16 protein-coding genes are annotated in these 18,485 nt (G+C 66.6%); 14 read left to right on the top strand and 2 right to left on the bottom strand.

All coding sequences use genetic code 11. From position 1 onward, the window contains the following. The first annotated feature begins 21 nt into the window (after window positions 1–21). The 14 genes from ACEN8U_RS26145 (at window position 22) to ACEN8U_RS26080 (ending at window position 15,226) form a co-directional block, all read left to right on the top strand. A complete protein-coding gene (locus ACEN8U_RS26145; protein ID WP_310106182.1) occupies window positions 22–411 on the top strand; it encodes a methylglyoxal synthase in 390 nt (129 codons plus the stop codon). 78 nt (window positions 412–489) lie between these two features. Next, window positions 490–1,464 carry a quinone oxidoreductase gene (locus ACEN8U_RS26140; RefSeq protein WP_310106185.1) on the top strand — a complete coding sequence of 325 codons (975 nt, stop codon included), beginning with the start codon at window positions 490–492 and terminating at the stop codon, window positions 1,462–1,464. Window positions 1,465–1,641: 177 nt separating this feature from the next. Beyond that, window positions 1,642–1,755, top strand: coding sequence for a hypothetical protein (locus tag ACEN8U_RS26135; RefSeq protein ID WP_028360532.1), 114 nt, complete (start codon window positions 1,642–1,644; stop codon window positions 1,753–1,755). Further along, window positions 1,752–1,844, top strand: coding sequence for a K(+)-transporting ATPase subunit F (gene kdpF / locus ACEN8U_RS26130; protein ID WP_025602389.1), 93 nt, complete (start codon window positions 1,752–1,754; stop codon window positions 1,842–1,844). Before ACEN8U_RS26135 ends, kdpF begins: the two co-directional genes overlap by 4 nt. Then, entirely contained in the window at window positions 1,841–3,646 is a 1,806-nt protein-coding gene (gene kdpA / locus ACEN8U_RS26125; protein WP_310106191.1) for a potassium-transporting ATPase subunit KdpA, read from the top strand. Before kdpF ends, kdpA begins: the two co-directional genes overlap by 4 nt. Window positions 3,647–3,728: 82 nt before the next feature. Continuing rightward, a complete protein-coding gene (kdpB, locus tag ACEN8U_RS26120; RefSeq protein ID WP_310106193.1) occupies window positions 3,729–5,852 on the top strand; it encodes a potassium-transporting ATPase subunit KdpB in 2,124 nt (707 codons plus the stop codon). 30 nt (window positions 5,853–5,882) lie between these two features. Further along, window positions 5,883–6,461, top strand: coding sequence for a potassium-transporting ATPase subunit KdpC (kdpC, locus tag ACEN8U_RS26115; protein ID WP_310106195.1), 579 nt, complete (start codon window positions 5,883–5,885; stop codon window positions 6,459–6,461). A 171-nt stretch (window positions 6,462–6,632) separates the two neighbouring features. Continuing rightward, complete coding sequence (locus ACEN8U_RS26110) at window positions 6,633–9,500, top strand: DUF4118 domain-containing protein (RefSeq protein WP_310106197.1); 2,868 nt, start codon at window positions 6,633–6,635, stop codon at window positions 9,498–9,500. Continuing rightward, complete coding sequence (gene kdpE / locus ACEN8U_RS26105) at window positions 9,493–10,191, top strand: two-component system response regulator KdpE (protein WP_368579023.1); 699 nt, start codon at window positions 9,493–9,495, stop codon at window positions 10,189–10,191. Before ACEN8U_RS26110 ends, kdpE begins: the two co-directional genes overlap by 8 nt. Before the next feature lie 121 nt (window positions 10,192–10,312). Further along, window positions 10,313–10,633, top strand: a complete 321-nt coding sequence (gene sugE / locus ACEN8U_RS26100) for a quaternary ammonium compound efflux SMR transporter SugE (protein ID WP_310106201.1) — start codon at window positions 10,313–10,315, stop codon at window positions 10,631–10,633. A gap of 289 nt (window positions 10,634–10,922) precedes the next feature. Then, entirely contained in the window at window positions 10,923–11,534 is a 612-nt protein-coding gene (locus ACEN8U_RS26095) for a DUF4126 domain-containing protein (RefSeq protein WP_013587744.1), read from the top strand. Further along, window positions 11,531–14,113 carry an ABC transporter permease gene (locus ACEN8U_RS26090; RefSeq protein WP_374725910.1) on the top strand — a complete coding sequence of 861 codons (2,583 nt, stop codon included), beginning with the start codon at window positions 11,531–11,533 and terminating at the stop codon, window positions 14,111–14,113. The genes ACEN8U_RS26095 and ACEN8U_RS26090 overlap by 4 nt, the downstream gene beginning before the upstream one ends. A 23-nt stretch (window positions 14,114–14,136) precedes the next feature. Beyond that, window positions 14,137–14,550 (top strand): group II truncated hemoglobin, encoded by a 414-nt coding sequence (locus ACEN8U_RS26085; RefSeq protein ID WP_310106203.1) that lies wholly within the window; start codon window positions 14,137–14,139, stop codon window positions 14,548–14,550. Further along, window positions 14,543–15,226 carry a DUF924 family protein gene (locus tag ACEN8U_RS26080; protein WP_310106205.1) on the top strand — a complete coding sequence of 228 codons (684 nt, stop codon included), beginning with the start codon at window positions 14,543–14,545 and terminating at the stop codon, window positions 15,224–15,226. Before ACEN8U_RS26085 ends, ACEN8U_RS26080 begins: the two co-directional genes overlap by 8 nt. Window positions 15,227–15,379: 153 nt before the next feature. On the opposite strand, the gene ACEN8U_RS26075 is transcribed toward ACEN8U_RS26080, so the two are convergent. Continuing rightward, window positions 15,380–17,440: a glycosyl transferase gene (locus tag ACEN8U_RS26075; protein WP_310106208.1), complete on the bottom strand. Its 2,061-nt coding sequence runs from the start codon at window positions 17,438–17,440 to the stop codon at window positions 15,380–15,382. 279 nt (window positions 17,441–17,719) lie between these two features. Further along, on the bottom strand, window positions 17,720–18,466 hold the full coding sequence (locus ACEN8U_RS26070) for an SDR family oxidoreductase (protein WP_310106211.1): 747 nt from the start codon (window positions 18,464–18,466) through the stop codon (window positions 17,720–17,722). Window positions 18,467–18,485: the final 19 nt, after the last annotated feature.

Genomic DNA, 18,485 nt, shown 5'->3' with positions numbered 1-18,485 from the left:
CGGTTTCAGGAGTCTTACGTCATGACCACCCGCATTGCGTTGATCGCGCACGATCACAAGAAGGACGACATCGTCGCGCTGGCCGGCGAATACGTCGACACGCTCAGGCGCTGCGACATCATCGCGACCGGCACGACCGGCGGGCGCATCAGCGACGCGCATGGCCTGCAGGTCGAGCGCATGCTGTCGGGCCCGCACGGCGGCGACTTGCAGATCGGCGCGCAACTGGCGGAAGGCCGCGTCGACATGGTCATCTTTCTGCGCGATCCGATGACGCCGCAACCGCACGAGCCGGACATCAACGCACTCGTGCGCGCCTGCGACGTGCACAACATTCCGTGCGCGACCAATATTTCGACCGCGCGCATGATTCTCGACGTGCTCACGTTGCGGTTCACGCAGGAGGCCTGAGGCGGCGTGCCTGGAAGTCATCGGCAACAAGTGCATGCCAGCACAACCAGAGCGCATTCCCTATCAAGGAGACGTTGAATGGTCAAAGCAATCCGATTCGATAAAACCGGCGGCCCCGAGGTCATGAAATGGGTCGACGTCGAAGTAGGCGACCCCGCCGCGGGCGAAATTCGCGTCCGTCAGACGGCGGTCGGGCTCAACTATATCGACGTATATTTCCGCACCGGCCTGTATCCGTTGCCGCTGCCGGGCGGCCTCGGCATGGAAGCCGCGGGCGAAGTGACGGCGGTCGGCGCAGGCGTGAGCCATCTGCAAGCGGGCGATCGCGTCGCCTATGTGGCGAGGCCGCCGGGCGCGTATGCGCAGGAGCGCGTGCTGCCGGCGGCACAGGTCATCAAGCTGCCGGACACGATCAGCGACGAGCAGGCGGCCTCGGTGATGCTGCAAGGCCTCACCGCGCAGTATCTGCTGCGCCGCACGTATCCGGTGAAAGCGGGCGACACGATCCTGATTCAGGCCGCGGCGGGCGGCGTCGGCCTGCTGGTGTGCCAGTGGGCAAAGGCGCTGGGCGCGACTGTGATCGGCACGGTCGGCTCGGACGAGAAGGCGGAGATCGCCCGCGCGCACGGCTGCGACCACGCCATCGTCTATACGCGCGAAAACTTCACGAAGCGCGTGCGCGAGATCACTAACGGCGCGGGCGTGCCGGTGGTATACGACTCGATCGGTAAAGATACGTTTACCGGCTCGCTCGATTGCCTCGCGCCGCTCGGCATGTTCGTGAGCTTCGGCAATGCGTCGGGACCGCTGCCGCCCATCGACTCGTCCGAATTCGCCGGACGCGGCTCGCTGTTCTTCACGCGCCCGACGCTGTTTACGTATATGGGCAAGCGCAGCGACTACGAGGCAATGGCCGCCGAACTCTTCGACGTGCTGAGTTCCGGCAAGGTGAAGACGAGCATCAACCAGCGCTACGCACTCGCCGACGTCGGTCGGGCGCATGCGGACCTCGAAGCGCGCAAGACCACAGGCTCGACCATTCTGCTGCCGTAGCCTTTCCCCGCTTGCGTCGTCCAACCCGGGGCCGTTCCATCTCGCGATGGAGCGGCCTTCGTCTTTTCTGCATGTCGTTTACACGATTTTTATACGGCCTCCATCAGCTTTGATCAGGCCTTTACGCGCGTGCGCCTATCGTTGCAGCTATCCAAAGTCCGTGAATGGAGAACAAAAATGGATGTGCTGTACGTCGGGGCCATCGCGCTCTTTACCGCGCTGACCGTTGCACTGATTGCCGGCTGCGAGAAGCTGCTGCTGACTCGCCGCGGACAGGGAGCGCGCTCATGAACTGGATCTTGTGGATGTCGGGCGCGGCGACCGCGCTGCTGTTCGCCTACCTGGTCTATGCGCTGTTGCGCGCGGAGGACATCGAATGAATGCGAACAATGTCCTGCAGGCGGGGCTCTTCATTGTCGTGCTGCTTGCCGCAGCGGTGCCGCTGTCGCGCTACCTCGGCGGCGTCATGGACGGCAGCGCGCGCGTGCTGCGCTTTGGCGGACCGGTCGAGCGGCTCCTGTACCGCATGGCCGGCGTGGATCCGTCGAGCGAAATGAGTTGGAAGCACTATGCAATCGCCACGGTCGCGTTCAACGCGCTCGGCGTCGTCTTCCTTTATCTGCTGTTGCGCGTGCAAGGCATGCTGCCCGGCAACCCCCAGCAGCTCGGCCCGATGACGGTGGACGGCGCGTTCAACACCGCCATCAGTTTCGTGACCAACACCAACTGGCAGGATTACACGCCCGAGCAGACGGTCGGTTATCTGACGCAGATGCTCGGCTTCACGGTGCAGAACTTCCTGTCGGCGGCGACCGGCATCGTGGTCGTGATCGCGCTGATTCGCGGCTTTGCTCGCCATACCGCGCAAACCATCGGCAACTTCTGGGTCGACCTGACGCGCGTCACGCTTTATGTGCTGCTGCCGATGTCGGTCGTTCTCGCCGCTCTGCTGATGAGCCAGGGCGTGATCCAGAATTTCAAGGCCTACGAAAACGTGCCCACGCTGCAGACGACGAGCTATGCCGCGCCCAAACTCGACGCGCAAGGCAATCCGCTGAAGGATGCGAAGGGCAACGCGCTGACGGTCAACACGCCGGTCAAGACGCAGACCATTGCGATGGGCCCCGTTGCTTCGCAGGAAGCCATCAAGATGCTCGGCACGAACGGCGGCGGCTTTTTCAACGGCAATTCGGCGCATCCGTTTGAAAATCCCACACCGTTCTCCAACTTCCTGCAAATGTTCGCCATCCTGATTATTCCGGCGGCACTCGCACTGGTGTTCGGCCGCATGATCGCGGACCGCAAGCAGGGCGTCGCGGTGCTTGCTGCGATGACGCTCGCGTTCGGCGTCTGCGTATTCGGCGAGATCGGCGCGGAGCAGGGCGGCAATCCGGCGCTCGCGGCGTTGCACGTCGATCAGTCGGCGAATGCGATGCAGTCGGGCGGCAACGCCGAGGGCAAGGAGACACGCTTCGGCATTGCCCAGTCGGGCATCTTCACGGTGGCGACCACGGCAGCCTCGTGCGGCGCAGTCGTCAATATGCACGACTCGCTCACGCCGCTCGGCGGCCTCTATCCGCTTCTTTTGATGCAGCTTGGCGAAGTGATCTTCGGCGGCGTCGGCTCAGGGCTGTACGGCATGCTCGTGTTCGCGCTGCTCGCGGTCTTCGTGGCGGGCTTGATGATCGGACGAACGCCTGAGTATGTCGGCAAGAAGATCGAAGCCTATGAAATGAAGATGGTATCCATAGTCGTGCTGTTGACGCCGCTACTCGTACTGGTGGGCACCTCGATCGCGGTGCTGAGCGACGCGGGCAAGGCGGGCATTGCCAATCCGGGCGCGCATGGATTTTCCGAAATCCTCTACGCGTTCAGCTCGGCGGCCAACAACAACGGCAGCGCGTTCGCGGGCCTCACCGTGGGCACGCCGTTCTACAACTGGCTGACAGCCATCGCGATGTGGTTCGGCCGCTTCGGCACGATCGTTCCGGTGCTCGCGATTGCCGGCTCGCTCGCGGCCAAGAAGCGCATCGGCGTGACGGGCGGCACCTTGCCGACGCATGGACCGCTCTTCGTCGTGCTGCTGCTCGGCACCGTGCTGCTGGTCGGCGCGCTCACTTATGTACCGGCGCTTGCGCTCGGCCCCGGCGTCGAACATCTGATGATGATGGGCGCTCATTGACGCGGGCTCACGGGCCTGCGCGAGGCAACGAGTCGACGCGTGTTCCAGCGCGTCAGCAGCCAATGCGACATTCGAGGATTCAATGACTGAACACCATGCAACGAGGTCCATGTTCGACCCGGCGCTGCTGCGCCCGGCGATCGCGGACTCATTCAGGAAGCTCACGCCGCGCACGCAGTTCCGCAATCCGGTGATGTTCTGCGTGTATGTAGGCAGTATTCTGACCACCATCCTGTGGATCGCCGCGCTCGCCGGCGAGGCGGAGGCGCCGGCGGGTTTCATTCTCGCGGTCACGCTGTGGCTGTGGTTTACGGTGCTGTTCGCAAACTTCGCCGAGGCGCTTGCCGAGGGCCGCTCGAAGGCTCAGGCCGCGTCGCTGCGCAGCGCCAAGAAAGATGTGATGGCGAAGAAGCTCAACGAGCCGCATCCCAAGTCGCCGATCCGTATTGTCACCGCGTCGGACTTGCGCCGCGGCGACGTCGTGCTGGTCGAAACCGGCGACGTGATTCCCGCGGACGGCGAAGTGCTCGAGGGCGTGGCCTCCGTCGACGAATCGGCGATCACCGGTGAATCCGCGCCGGTGATCCGCGAGTCGGGCGGCGACTTTTCGTCGGTGACGGGCGGCACGCGCGTGCTGTCCGACTGGATCGTCGTGCGCGTGACGGCCAATCCGGGCGAGGCGTTTCTCGACCGCATGATCGCGATGGTGGAAGGCGCGAAGCGTCAGAAGACGCCCAACGAAATCGCGCTGACCATTCTGCTGGTTGCCCTGACCATCGTGATGCTGCTCGCGACCGCGACCTTGCTGCCGTTCTCGATGTTTGCCGTGGAAGCGGCACATCTGGCGAATTCGGCGGGACACGTCGTGACGATTACCGCCTTGGTCGCGCTGCTCGTGTGCCTGATTCCGACCACGATCGGCGGATTGCTGTCGGCCATCGGCGTGGCCGGCATGAGCCGCATGATGCAGGCGAACGTGATCGCGACGTCGGGCCGCGCGGTGGAAGCGGCCGGCGACGTCGACGTGCTGCTGCTCGACAAGACCGGCACGATCACGCTCGGCAACCGGCAGGCGTCGCGCTTCATTCCGGCGCCGGGGCTCACCGAAGAAGCGCTCGCGGACGCGGCGCAACTTTCGTCGCTCGCCGACGAGACGCCCGAGGGCCGCAGCATCGTCGTGCTTGCAAAAGAGCGCTTCAACATCCGGCAACGCGATATGGCGTCGCTGCACGCGGAGTTTCTCGCGTTCACCGCGCAAACGCGCATGAGCGGCGTCGATCTGTCGCCTAAGGACGCGCCTTCCGCTGCGCCGCGCCGCGAGATCCGCAAAGGCGCGGCCGACGCGGTCCGGCATTACGTCGAAGCGAACGGCGGCCGTTTCCCGAACGAAGTCAGCACGGCGGTGGCCGACGTCGCGCGGCGCGGCAGCACGCCGCTCGTCGTCGCGGAAAAGGGCGAGCAGGGTGCGCGCGTGCTCGGTGTGATCGAGTTGAAGGACGTGGTGAAAGGCGGCATCAAGGAGCGCTTTGCCGAATTGCGCAAGATGGGCATCAAAACGGTGATGGTGACGGGCGACAACCGGTTGACCGCCGCGGCGATCGCGGCGGAAGCCGGCGTGGACGATTTCCTCGCGGAAGCCACGCCAGAAGCCAAGCTCGCGACGATCCGCGCGCATCAGGCGGAAGGCCGGCTCGTGGCAATGACCGGCGACGGCACCAACGACGCCCCCGCGCTGGCGCAGGCCGACGTCGCAGTGGCGATGAACACCGGCACGCAAGCCGCGAAGGAAGCCGGCAACATGGTCGACCTGGACTCGAATCCGACCAAGCTCATCGAGATCGTCGAAATCGGCAAGCAGATGCTGATGACGCGCGGCTCGCTCACCACGTTCTCGATCGCGAACGATCTCGCCAAGTACTTCGCAATCATTCCGGCTGCGTTCGCGACCACGTATCCGGCGCTCAATGCGCTGAACGTCATGCATCTCGCTACGCCCACCTCCGCGATCATGTCGGCGGTGATTTTCAACGCGCTCATCATCGTGCTGCTGATTCCGCTGGCGCTCAAGGGCGTGCGTTATCGCGCGCTCGGCGCAGCCGTGCTGCTGCGGCGCAATCTGCTCGTGTACGGACTGGGCGGGATCCTCGTGCCGTTCGTCGGCATCAAGTTGATCGATATGGTGCTCGCCGCATTCGGCTGGGTCTGATAAACGGCAAGCTACAAGGAAACTATCATCATGAAGAATCTGTTGCGTCCGTTGATCGTCGTTTTTGCGGTGCTGAGCGCCGTGACGGGTCTCGCTTATCCGGCGTTGATGACCGCCGTCGGCCAGACGCTCTTTCGCGACGAGGCGAACGGCAGTCTGATCGAACAGGACGGCAAGGTGGTCGGCTCGAAGCTGATCGGCCAGCAGTTCGACGCGCCGCAATACTTCTGGGGACGGCTGTCGGCGACGAGCCCGATGCCGTACAACGCGCAGAATTCGGGCGGCTCGAACCTGGGGCCGACCAATCCCGCGTTGCTCGACGAAGTGAAAGGCCGCATCGACGCATTGAAGGCCGCGGGCACCGACCTGTCGAAGCCGGTGCCGGTCGATCTCGTGACGTCTTCGGGCAGCGGTCTCGATCCCGAGATGAGCCCGGCGGCTGCCGCGTATCAGGTCGAACGGGTGGCGAAAGCGCGCGGGCTCGCGCCGAATGAAGTACAGGCGCTGGTCGACCGTTATACGAGCGCGCGTCAATTCGGCGTGCTGGGCGAGCCGCGAGTGAACGTGCTGCAACTGAACCTCGCGCTTGACGAAAGGAAGCGCGGTTGAGCCCCGCGCTCATGGAGAGCCGTTACGTTCGGCGCGGTTCGCGGTGCGTGGGTCGTGGTCCGCGGTTCTGCCGCGGCGCGGACCGTGGCGTGGCGGGAGACCATTTGCCCCCAAGCCGCCGCCGTGCCACCATTGCACGCACCACCGCGCGCACGATGACAACACGCAAGCATGAACCGCCCCGATCCTGACGAACTGCTCGACAAGCTGCAGCGCGACGAAGAAAAGCGTCAGCGCGGCAAGCTGAAGATTTTCTTCGGCGCGTCCGCGGGCGTCGGTAAAACCTATGCGATGTTGCAAGCCGCGCGCCGCCGTCGGGACGAAGGCGCCGACGTCGTGGTCGGCATCGCCGAAACGCACGGGCGCAGTGAGACGGCTGCGCTGCTCGAAGGGCTCGACGTGCTGCCGCTCGCGCAGATCGAATACCGCGGCCGCAAGCTCGGCGAGTTCGATCTCGACGCGGCGCTGGCCCGCAAGCCGCAACTGATTCTCGTCGACGAACTCGCGCATTCGAACGTGCAGGGCGCGCGGCATCTGAAGCGCTGGCAGGACGTGTACGAACTGCTCGACGCGGGCATTGACGTCTACACCACGGTCAACGTGCAGCACCTCGAAAGCCTGAACGACGTGGTGGGGCAAATCACCGGCATTCGCGTGTGGGAGACGGTGCCCGACCGCGTATTCGATCGCGCGGACGAAGTGACGCTCGTCGATCTGCCCGCGGAGGAACTGCTCGATCGCATGCGCGACGGCAAGGTGTATCTCGCGCAACAGGCCGAGCGCGCGGTGCGCAACTTCTTTCGCAAAGGCAATCTGATTGCGCTGCGCGAGCTGGCGCTGCGCCGCACTGCTGATCGTGTCGACGCGCAAATGCGCGAGTACCGCGCGGATCGTTCGATCGAACGGATCTGGCAGGCGCGCGAGCGCCTCTTGGTGTGTGTCGGCCCCGGCCCCGAGGCGCCCGCGCTCGTGCGCGCGGCAGCGCGTCTTGCGGCGAGTCTGAAGGCGGACTGGATCGCCGTGTATGTCGAAACGCCCGCGTTGCAGCGTTTGCCCGACGCGCGCCGCGAACGCACGCTCAACGCGTTGAAGCTCGCGGCCGAGCTGGGTGCCGAGACCGCGACGCTGGCGGGCACGGACGCGGTCGCGGCGCTGACGGGTTATGCGCAGGCTCGCAATGTGTCGAGGCTGGTGGCGGGCGCATCGAACCGCGCGGGCATCGGGCGCCGGCTGCGCCGGCCGCTCGGCGAGCGCCTCGCCGAGCAGGGCGGTCATGCCGACGTCACGTTGATTCGCGTAGCGTCGGAAGGCGGCAGCGGCGAGCAGCGCCATCTGCTGAACACCACGGCAAACGCCTGGCGCGACGCATTGAGCGCCGCGCGCGAGCGTCGCTCGCCGCCGCGCGCATACGGTTTCGCCTTCGCGATTTGCGCGGGCATTACGGCCGTGGCGAGCCAGTTGATGGCGCGTATCGATCTGACGAATCTCGTCATGCTGTATCTGCTCGGCGTGGTCTTCACGGCGGTGAAGTTGGGCCGCGGGCCCGGCGTGCTGCTGTCGTTCCTGAGCGTGGCCGCGTTCGACTTCTTCTTCGTGCCGCCGCGCCTGTCGCTGTCGGTGTCGGACACCCAATATCTGCTGACATTCTTCGGCATGTTGCTGACCTCGCTCGTCATCAGCCATCTCACGTCGAGCTTGCGGCGCGAGGCGCGGGTCGCGCGGCGCCGCGAGCAGCGCACCGGTGCCATGTATGCGATGGCGCGCGAACTCGCGGCAGCGCTGACCATGGAGCAGATTGTCGGCATCGGCAGCCGTCACGTGAGCGAGGTGTTCGGCGCGCGCGTCGCGATCCTGCTGCCTGACAGCGCGGATCAGGTGAAGCAGAAGATCGAGGACCCCGACGCCGCGATCACGCTGGAAGGCGATCACCTCGACACCGACGTCGGCCAGTGGGTCTACGATCATCAGAAACCGGCCGGCCACGGCACCGACACGCTGCCCGCCGCCGCCGCCCTGTATCTGCCGCTCAAGGCGCCCATGCGCACGCGCGGCGTGCTCGCCGTGGTGCTGCGCGACGAACGCGAACTGAACGCGCCCGAGCAGCAGCGCATGCTCGACGCATTTGCGGCACAGATCGCGCTGGCGCTGGAGCGCGTGCATTACGTGGACATCGCGCGCGATGCACTCGTCAATATGGAATCCGAACGATTGCGCAACTCGCTGCTGTCTGCCATTTCGCACGATTTGCGCACGCCGCTCACGACCATCGTCGGGTTTTCGTCGATGCTCGCCCAATCGCGCGAGCAGAGCGGCGACACGCGGCGCGACGATGAGCTCGTGGACGCGATCCACGAAGAAGCCTTGCGGATGACCGGCATCGTCACGAACCTGCTCGACATGGCGCGCCTGCAGGCGGGCAGTCTGCAGCTGAACCGCCAATGGACGCTGCTCGAAGAAACCGTGGGCGCCGCGCTGCGCGCCTGCCGGCGCGTGCTTGCAGGCCACCCGGTGCAGGTCGACCTCGCCGCGGACTTGCCGCTCCTGCATCTGGACGCCGTGTTGATGGAGCGGCTCTTCTCGAACCTCTTCGAGAACGCGGCCAAGTACACGGCGCCGGGTACGCCGATAACAATCGGCGCGCAACGTTTCGACGCGGACGGCAAGTCGTTCGTGCGCGTCACCGTCGACGATAACGGACCGGGCCTGCCTACCGGCATGGAAACGCGCGTGTTCGAGAAGTTCACGCGCGGCGAGAAAGAGTCGGCGAAGCCCGGCATCGGCCTCGGTCTCGCGATTTGCCGCGCAATTGTGGAAGCGCACGGCGGCGGCATCGGCGCCGTGAATCGCATGCCGGCTTGCCCGGCGGGCGGCGCGGCGCAAGCCGCGGGCCGCGTGGAAGGCGCACGTTTCTGGTTTACGCTGCCGGTGGAAACGCCGCCCGACGTGTCGGACGCCCCGGATGCATTGGAGGACGAAACCGTCGACAATCTGTCTGCGAACCCGCCCTCCCATCAGTTGGCCAAACCCGCCCATGAGTGACCCGAGCATTACCGTTGTTCTCATCGAAGACGAAAAGCAGATTCGCCGATTCGTGCGGACGGCGCTGGAAGGCGAGGGCATCGTCGTGCATGACGCCGAGACCGGCAAGCAGGGTCTCGTGGAAGCCGCGACGCGCAAGCCCGACCTCGTGATCGTCGATCTCGGCCTGCCGGACACGGACGGGCTCGACGTGATCCGCGAATTGCGCGGGTGGAGCGAGATGCCGGTGATCGTGCTGTCGGCGCGCACGCAGGAGAGCGAGAAAGTCGCGGCGCTCGACGCCGGCGCCGACGACTACCTGACCAAGCCGTTCGGCGTGTCGGAGCTGCTCGCGCGGATTCGCGCGCATCTGCGGCGGCGCAATCAGGGCGGCGCGACCGAGTCGCCGCAGGTGCGCTTCGGCGCGGTAAGCGTGGATCTCGCGTTGCGCCAGGTCACGCGCGAAGGCGCGGCGGTGCATCTGACGCCGATCGAATACCGGCTGCTGGCCACGCTGGTACGTCACGCCGGCCGCGTGCTCACGCACCGGCAACTGCTGCGCGACGTGTGGGGGCCGTCGCACGTGGAAAGCCACCACTATCTGCGTATCTATATGGCGCATTTGCGCGGCAAGCTGGAGCGCGATCCGGCGCAACCCGAGCACATCGTGACGGAAACGGGCGTGGGCTACCGGCTGGTCGGCGTCGCCTGAGCAGGGCAGTGTGCGCAGCGCCGGGCAGGATTGCGGCGGCGTCGTTATAATTACGTTTCGTAAGGACGGCCTTGCGCTTTTCACAAACGGGGACGGCCCCATCTGATCATGGAGCTGTTTCATGTCCTGGATTCTTCTGTTCATCGCCGGTCTGCTCGAAGTCGCCTGGGCGGCCGGTCTCAAGAGTTCCGAAGGTTTCACCCGCCTCTGGCCTTCCGTTTTCACGCTCATCACCGCCGCTGGCAGCTTCGTGCTGCTGGCCATGGCCATGCGGCAGTTGCCGCTCGGCACGGCCTACGCGGTCTGGACCGGCATCGGCGCGGTCGGCGCCTTCATTTTCGGCATCGTGATGATGGGTGAAGCGCTGACGGTCGCTCGCGTAGCGAGCGCGGCGCTGATCGTCGTCGGGCTGGTGGGGCTCAAGCTCTCGTCCGGGCACTGACACGGCCGCACGAGGCCGCCGAGGCGCCTGTCATGACCCGACGTAGTGGTTCATGGCAGGCACGGACAGGCGCGGCGGCCGGCGTCGGGGCGTCCCGCAGCTCGCCATTTTGCAAGCCACTCTGCGTTCTGCGAATTAAGGTGGCTATAATGAGATGGAAACCAACCTGAAATTGCCCGCGGCCTGCTCGGCGCGGCCGGCTTGGCGCGGGTCTGACGACTTCCGTGTGGCGGCTCATCCCTGATTGGCCCCCGCAGTCGCGGCGCGCGCAGCGAGCCTGGAGGCGGCCATGCTTGAATCACTTTCGCTTGCTGCGGGGCTCTCATGGGGCAGCGGCCTGCGCCTCTATCTGACGGTCCTGCTGGCCGGCGTGTTCGAGCGTCTCGGTCTGATTCATCTTCCCGACACGTTGTCCGCGCTGTCCTCGCCGTGGGTGATCGGCGTGGCGGGCGTGCTGACCGTCACCGAATTTCTCGCCGACAAAATCCCCGCGTTCGATTCGCTATGGGACGCGATCCACACTTTCATCCGCATTCCGGCCGGCGCGGTGCTCGCGGCCGGCGCGCTCGGCCATGCGGATCCGGCGCTGCTGACGGTCGCCGCGCTCGCGGGCGGCACGCTCGCGGGCACCGCGCATCTCACGAAAGCGGGCACGCGCGCGCTGATCAATCTGTCGCCGGAACCGGTATCGAACATTGTCACCTCCACTGCTGAAGACGGTTTCGTATTCGGCGGCATTCTGCTCGCGCTCTTCGTGCCGCTCCTGTTCCTCGTGCTGATCGTCGGCTTTCTGGTGCTCGCCGGCTGGGTGTTGCCGCGGCTGTGGCGCGGCGTGCAGGGCGGCTTTCGCGGCATGGCGACGCATATGGTGTCGCGCCTCGCGAGGAGCCGGCACGATTGAGCGAGACGGTCAGACGTTCCCCGGCGCCGCCTGCCGCACCCGCGGCGCGGCGCTTTAGCCGCGGCGACCTGCTGCGCCAGGCGCTGCGTATGACGGCGCGCGACTGGCGCGCCGGCGAACTCACGATGCTGCTGCTCGCGCTGGTGCTCGCCGTGGCGGCGCTCGCCAGCGTCGGTTTTCTCGCCGACCGTTTGCATCAGGGGCTCGAGCGCGACGCGCGGCGCATGATCGCCGCCGACTTCATCGTGCGCGCCGATCATCCCGTCGATCCGCAGTTCGCGCGCGAGGCCGCGACGCTCGGCTTGCGTACGGCCACCACGGCAATCTTTCCGAGCATGATCAACTCGACCGGCGCGCAGCCGGTGTCGCGGCTTGCCGCGATTAAGGCGGTGTCGCCAGGTTACCCGCTTCGCGGCGCGTTGCGGATTGCCGCAGGACCGGGCGCGGCCGACCATCCGGCGCAATCCATCCCGGCGCCGGGCACCGTGTGGGTCGATCAGCAATTGCTCGATGCGCTGAAGGTGCGTGTCGGCGACACGGTGAAGGTCGGCAACCGCAACTTCGCAATCGGCGCGATGATCACGCGCGAGCTGGACCGCGGCTTTTCGTTCGTCAACTTTTCGCCGCGTCTCATGATGCGCGCCGATGAAGTGCAGTCCACCGGGCTCATCACGTTCGGCAGCCGCGTGACATACCGGCTGCTGGTGGCGGGCGCCGATGCGCCGGTGGCGCGCTTCGCGCAGTTCGCGCACGGCAAGGTGGACGGCGGCAAGATGCGCGGCGTCGCGCTGGAATCGTTGCAGGACGGCCAGCCGCAAGTGCGCCAGACGCTCGATCGCGCGGGTCATTTCCTCACGCTCGTGTCACTGCTGACCGCGCTGCTCGCGGCCGTGGCGATTGCCATGGCCGCGCACCGGTATATGCGTCGGCATCTGGACGGCTGCGCGGCCATGCGCTGTCTCGGCGTCAGTCAGGCCACGTTGCGCGCGCTGTTCACGCTCGAATTCGTCGGCGTGGGCGTCGCGGGCGGCGCGCTCGGCGTGGCGCTCGGTTTTCTCGGCCACCTCGCGCTGCTGACGTGGCTCGGCAGTCTCATCGACGTCGAATTGCCGTACCCGACGGTGTGGCCCGCGCTTCAGGGCATCGCCGCCGGACTCGTGCTGCTGCTGGGTTTCGCGTTGCCGCCGCTGTTGCCGCTTACGCGCGTGCCGCCGGTGCGGGTGCTGCGCCGCGAGTGGGGCGAAGCGGGGCGCACCGCGTGGGCCGCGTACGCGCTCGGCATTGTTTTGTTTGCCGCGCTGCTGATTGTCGCGGCGGGCGAGCTGAAGCTCGGCGGTATCGTTGCGGGCGGTTTTGCGGGCGGCTTGCTGGTGTTCGCGTGTATCGCGCGGCTCGCGTTGTGGGCGGCCTCGCGCGTGGTGCGCAGCGAGCGCGTGAATGCGGGAATCGGCTGGCGCTACGCGCTGGCGTCGCTGGAGCGGCGCAGCAGCGCGAGCGCGCTGCAGATTACGGCGCTCGGCATCGGCCTCATGTGCCTGCTGTTGATCGCGATGACGCGCAACGACCTCGTCGCCGGCTGGCGCAAGTCCACGCCGCCGGATGCGCCGAACGAGTTCATCATCGACATTCAGCCCGACCAGCGCGAAGCGGTCACGCACTATCTCGACGCGCACGGCGTGCCCGGCACGGTGCTGTCGCCGATGGTGCGCGGCCGGCTTACCGCGATCAACGGCAAGCCGGTCAATCCGGATTCGTTCAAGGGCGACGACGCGAAGCGCCTTGTGGACCGCGAGTTCAATCTGTCGTACACGACGCAGTTGCCGGACGACAATCGCCTCTCCGCCGGCACGTGGTACGGCGACACCAGGAAGCCGCAGATTTCGATCGAAGAAGGGCTCGCCAAGCTTATCAACGTAAAGCCCGGCGACGTGCTGCGCTTCGACGTTACCGGCCTGCAGATCGACGCGCCCGTCACGAGCGTGCGCAAGCTCGACTGGGGTTCGTTCAAGGTCAATTTTTTCGTGCTGATGCCGCCCGCCGCGTTGCAGGATTTCCCGGCGACGTTCATAACCAGTTTCCATTTGCCGCCGGAAAAACGCGCGACCATCGACGGTCTCATTGCCGCGTATCCGAACCTCACGGCCATCGACACCGGCCCGATCCTCGCGCAGGTTCAGCGCGTGCTCGAGCAGGTAATCGGCGCGGTGCAGTTCCTGTTCGCCTTCACGCTCGCGGCGGGCGTGCTGGTGCTGTACGCGGCGCTCGCCGGCACACGCGACGAGCGTATGCGAGAATCCGCGCTGCTGCGCGCGCTGGGCGCGTCGCACGCGCAAGTGCGCACGGTGCAGATCGCGGAGTTTGTTGCGGTCGGCGCGCTCGCCGGATTGATGGCGGCGGTCGGCGCGCAGATCATCGGTTGGGTGCTCGCGACGCGCGTGTTCCAGTTCTATCTGGACGTCGACCCGTGGCTCTTGCCGGCCGGCATGGCGGCCGGCATCGCGTGCGCCGCTGTCGGCGGCTGGCTGAGTTTGCGGCATGTGCTGTCGCGTCCCGCGTTGCAATCGCTGCGGGACGCCTGATTATTTTCGGTCGGTGAGTGTTGATGAACGAGAAGGATGACGAAGTATCGGCGGCGCAGCCGACGGCCTTCGAACTGGTGGGCGGCGAAGCGCGCGTGCGCGAACTCGTCGACCGTTTTTACGATTTGATGGATCTCGAACCCGAGTTCGCGGGCATTCGCGCGTTGCATCCCGAGTCGATGGAAGGTTCGCGCGACAAGCTGTTCTGGTTTCTATGCGGATGGCTCGGCGGCCCCGATCACTACATCAGCCGCTTCGGGGATCCGCGTTTGCGCGCGCGGCATTTGCCGTTCGCGATCGCCTCGAGCGAGCGTGACCAATGGCTGCGCTGCATGGCGTGGGCCATGGAAGACATCGGGCTCGCCGAGCCGCTCAGAGAGCGCCTGCTCGGCTCGTTCTTCGAAACGGCCGACTGGATGCGCAACCGCAATGGCTGACGCAAAGCACGCGGTAGCGGATCGCAGCGCGTATGACGCGCTCAATCGGGAAGCGCGCGAGGTGCTCGACTGCTGGTTCGGCGCGCCGGATGAGCCGGGCTTCGGCGAGGCGCGCAGGTGCTGGTTTTCCGCCGACAAATCGTTCGACGCGATGCTGCGCGAACGTTTCGGATGCCTGATCGATGCCGCGCACGACTCGCGCCTCGACGGTTGGGCGGCCACGCCGCTCGGCGCACTGGCGCTCGTGATCGTGCTCGACCAGTTTTCGCGCAACTGCCATCGCGATACGGCGCGCGCGTTCGCGGCGGATCGTAAAGCGCTGCAGGTCGCGCAGCAGATGGTGGCGAGCGGGGCGGACAGGCTGTTGCCGGGCGTGCATCATCGCGCGTTCGCTTATTTGCCGTTCGAACACGACGAAGCGCTGGCGAGCCAGCGGGCGTCGCTGCGTCTTTTCAAAGCGCTCGCCGACGAGCCGGGCGGCGAGCCGTATTATCCGTTCGCCGTGCGGCACGCACAGATCATCGAGCGCTTTGGACGTTTTCCCCATCGCAATGCGGTGCTCGGGCGCGAGTCGACCGCCGAGGAAATCGCTTTCTTGCGTGAGCCGGGCTCGTCGTTCCAGTCGCGGGCGAAGCGGGCCACTAAGCGCACAACGAAAGGACAACAAAGCGGGTGATGAAGCAGGCCACTAAGCGGACCACTAGGCAGGCCACAACGCGGGCAGCGAAGGGACAACAAAGCGAGTGATGAAGCAGGCCACTAAGCGGGCCACCAGGCGAACAACTGGGCGGCCAACTAAGCCCGCGCGCGGGCGTGAGCCGTCGGGCATCTAATTGCGGCCAGCGTCTCCCGCTCCCGCCGGCTTCGCTGCCGGCGTGCGCACGAACACGCGCAGCAACTCGTCGGTATCGCCCGGCCGCGCGCCCGTCCAGAAGAGCCTCCAGTTGCCGGCCGGCAGGAAGGCGTTGCTGCGGCGGCTTTCGACGATAAGCCACGTGCACTCGCTCGTGCGCGTGTTTGCCGTCGGATGATGTTCGATGCCCGCGAAGTAGTCGAGCATCGGCGCTTCGGATTCGCCTAATCCGACGCTCGCCATGCAGTCGCCGTCATTCCACTCCGCGCTCAGGGCCGCGCCGAGATTCTCGAACACCGAGCGATAACTCTTCGCATAGTCGAGCCAGGGCAGGAGCAGCGTGCTCACGAGTCCCCACGCGACGATCGCGCCCGCGCACCAGGAGAGCGCCCCGCGCCATTTGCCCGCGTACTTGAAGACGGGCAGTAGCCAGAGCCAGCCGAGCGTCATCAACAGCGCCGCGACAATCAGGCCGGGTTTCACCGGCAGCACCCAGTCGAGCGGCAGCCATCGGCCGAGCCGGTGCAGCGACGTGTGCGCATCGACCGGGCCGCTCATGATCGACCACACGATCCACGCGAGCGCCGCCATGCTGCCGAACAGCACCCGGCTCGTCATGTCCCACACCGTGGCGAGCCGCTGCGGCAGCCGCTCGACGCCTTGCATCGCCAGCAGGGCAAGCGGCGCGATGAACGGCAGGATGTACAGCTCGCGGATCGTCGCCGAGTTTTGCAGCACGGCGAAACCGACGCCTGCGAAAATCGCCGGCAACGCGACGCGCGGATCGCGCCAGCGCCGCCATGCGCCGCCCGCGAGGGCGGCCAGCGCAAGCGGCACCGTCGGAAAACCGACCGTAAGCACGGTGCGCAGCACGAAGAAGCGGCTTTCGCTTTCGGAGCCGAGCTCGGCGACCGAAAAACCGAAAAAGCGGCCGACGTTGTTGTCCCACAGCCAGACCTTGAAGAGCGGCTCGGAGCGCAGATAGAAGGAGATCGGCCAGATCAGCAAAAACGGCGCGCAGACGAGCGCCGCCAGGCCGAGGGCCGCGGCGAAGCTGCGGCTGCGGCACGCGCGATACAGCACCAGCGCCGCGCAGGTGGTCGCGCCGAACACCAGCGGCACGAACAGACCCTTCGCGAGAAACGCCACGCCGACGCCTGCGCCGAACATCGCGGCGCCGCTGAAAATCGCGTGCCGGCGTTCGCGGGCGGCGTCGGCGGACAGACGGGCGGGGTCGCCGTCGTCACGAAGATGCGCGAGCACGAGTTCGAAGAGCCCGCAGAAGCCGACGGCCGCGCCGGCCATCAGCGCGACGTCGGTCATCATGTCGTGCACGTGCTTGACGACGACGAGCGTGCCGCCGAAGAGCGCCACGCTGCCGATCACGCGCACGTCGAACCAGCTCGGCGCATCCACCGCGCGGCGCGCGACGCGGGCCGTGTAGTAGACGGTCAGGCCCGCGAACAGCGCGCTCGCGAGCCGTGCCGCGTCGTGCAGCGGCAGATAGCGGCCGAACATCCACGCAAGGCCCGCGGCCACCCAGTCGTAGACCGGCGGCTTTTCGACGAACGGCTGGCCGGCGTTGGTGGGCACGACGAGATCGCCGGTGTCGAGCATGTGCTTGACGATGCCGAACGTGTAGGTTTCGTCCTGCTTCCACGGATCGTGGCCGAGCGTGCCCGGCAGCAGCCACGCGCAGAGAATCGCCAGCGCGACGAGCCACATCAGCGGGCGGGCCGTGCTGAGCGCGCGCCAGCGTTCACCGCCGCGGCTTGCGCGATCCGCAGCCGGCGCATCGAGACCGGGCTTGTCGGCCGGGCCGGATGCTTGAGGTTGGGAAGCCTGGGTGGGTCGGGCAGGCGCCGCTGCTGCGGCGGTCTGAGCGCCGGCGGCAAAGACGCTATGCGGGCTGTTCGGCCCGTGCCCGGCGGCGCTCGCCGCCCGCGCCTCGTCTGCACTGTCGCTGAGGCCGCCCGGCGCGGACACCGCTGCCGCGGCGTTCCCCTTGCGCCACGGTGCGGAAGACTTTTCTTGCATGAAACGATCTCTGGTCGCGGTGCGCAGCATCAGCTTCGCGCGCACGATGTTCTAGCTTGCGTCGCGCAAGGTCGCGCGATCGTCGCGATTGTAGTCTCTCATTATTACGGTGGATTACAAGCGCGAATACGCATAAAGGCGGCAAGCGGGCGTGTCGCCGTCATAGCGCGGCGATGCAGGGCGCGCCGGTCAGGCGTCGATGGACAAGGGCAACGGCAAGGGAACAGGCGCGGCGCCCGGCTTTGGGGCGGCGCGCGTGAACCGAAGCGGGAAGGGCGGCTAGCGGCCGCCGGACACGTCGAGCAACGCGCCGGTGACGTACGACGCGGCGTCGCTCATCAGCCAGGCGATGGTCTCGGCGACCTCGTCGGCGCCACCGGGACGGCCCAACGGTGTGGCCGCGCCGAGCTGGGCGGCGCGCTCCGGCTTGCCGCCGCTCGCATGAATCTCGGTATCGATGAGACCGGGCCGTACCGCATTCACGCGCACGCCGCGCGGCCCGAGTTCCTTCGCGAGACCGAGCGTCAGGGTGTCGACCGCGCCTTTGGAGCCCGCGTAGTCGACGTACTCGTTGGGCGACCCCAAACGCGCCGCCGCCGACGACACATTCACGATCACACCGCCCGCGCCGCCGCGATCCGTCGACATGCGCCGCGCGGCTTCGCGCGCGCAGAGATACGCGCCCAGCACGTTGACGTTGAACATGCGCGTGAGCCGCGCGAGATCCATGTCGGCGAGCGGCATGGACGGCGCCACGATGCCCGCGTTGTTGACGAGCGCGTCGAGCCGGCCGAACTGCGCCTGAACGGCGTCGAACATGGCGAGCACGTCGGCTTCGCTCGCGACGTCGCCCGCAATGGGCAGCGCGCGTCCGCCGGCCCGCTCGACTTCGGCGACGGTTTCTTGCGCCGCTGCCAGGTTCTGCGCGTAGTTCACGCCGACCGACCAGCCGCGCGCGCCAAGCAGGCGCGCGGTCGCCCGGCCTATGCCGCGGCTGCCGCCGGTGATCAGAACGGTTCGGGTCATCGCAGCCTCGGCGTACAGG

Source organism: Paraburkholderia phenoliruptrix (genome assembly GCF_047325075.1).
Classification (GTDB): Bacteria; Pseudomonadota; Gammaproteobacteria; order Burkholderiales; family Burkholderiaceae; genus Paraburkholderia; species Paraburkholderia phenoliruptrix.
Note: the sequence above shows the minus strand (reverse complement) of the source record. Positions and strands in the feature narration are given on the sequence as shown.

Excerpts from the sequence above, each read along its gene's own strand:
- ACEN8U_RS26145 (WP_310106182.1), top strand. The coding sequence starts at position 22 with ATGACCACCCGCATTGCGTTGATCGCGCACGATCACAAGAAGGACGAC.
- ACEN8U_RS26140 (WP_310106185.1), top strand. The coding sequence starts at position 490 with ATGGTCAAAGCAATCCGATTCGATAAAACCGGCGGCCCCGAGGTCATG.
- ACEN8U_RS26135 (WP_028360532.1), top strand. The coding sequence starts at position 1,642 with ATGGATGTGCTGTACGTCGGGGCCATCGCGCTCTTTACCGCGCTGACC.
- kdpF (WP_025602389.1), top strand. The coding sequence starts at position 1,752 with ATGAACTGGATCTTGTGGATGTCGGGCGCGGCGACCGCGCTGCTGTTC.
- kdpA (WP_310106191.1), top strand. The coding sequence starts at position 1,841 with ATGAATGCGAACAATGTCCTGCAGGCGGGGCTCTTCATTGTCGTGCTG.
- kdpB (WP_310106193.1), top strand. The coding sequence starts at position 3,729 with ATGACTGAACACCATGCAACGAGGTCCATGTTCGACCCGGCGCTGCTG.
- kdpC (WP_310106195.1), top strand. The coding sequence starts at position 5,883 with ATGAAGAATCTGTTGCGTCCGTTGATCGTCGTTTTTGCGGTGCTGAGC.
- ACEN8U_RS26110 (WP_310106197.1), top strand. The coding sequence starts at position 6,633 with ATGAACCGCCCCGATCCTGACGAACTGCTCGACAAGCTGCAGCGCGAC.
- kdpE (WP_368579023.1), top strand. The coding sequence starts at position 9,493 with ATGAGTGACCCGAGCATTACCGTTGTTCTCATCGAAGACGAAAAGCAG.
- sugE (WP_310106201.1), top strand. The coding sequence starts at position 10,313 with ATGTCCTGGATTCTTCTGTTCATCGCCGGTCTGCTCGAAGTCGCCTGG.
- ACEN8U_RS26095 (WP_013587744.1), top strand. The coding sequence starts at position 10,923 with ATGCTTGAATCACTTTCGCTTGCTGCGGGGCTCTCATGGGGCAGCGGC.
- ACEN8U_RS26085 (WP_310106203.1), top strand. The coding sequence starts at position 14,137 with ATGAACGAGAAGGATGACGAAGTATCGGCGGCGCAGCCGACGGCCTTC.
- ACEN8U_RS26080 (WP_310106205.1), top strand. The coding sequence starts at position 14,543 with ATGGCTGACGCAAAGCACGCGGTAGCGGATCGCAGCGCGTATGACGCG.
- ACEN8U_RS26075 (WP_310106208.1), bottom strand. The coding sequence starts at position 17,440 with ATGCAAGAAAAGTCTTCCGCACCGTGGCGCAAGGGGAACGCCGCGGCA.
- ACEN8U_RS26070 (WP_310106211.1), bottom strand. The coding sequence starts at position 18,466 with ATGACCCGAACCGTTCTGATCACCGGCGGCAGCCGCGGCATAGGCCGG.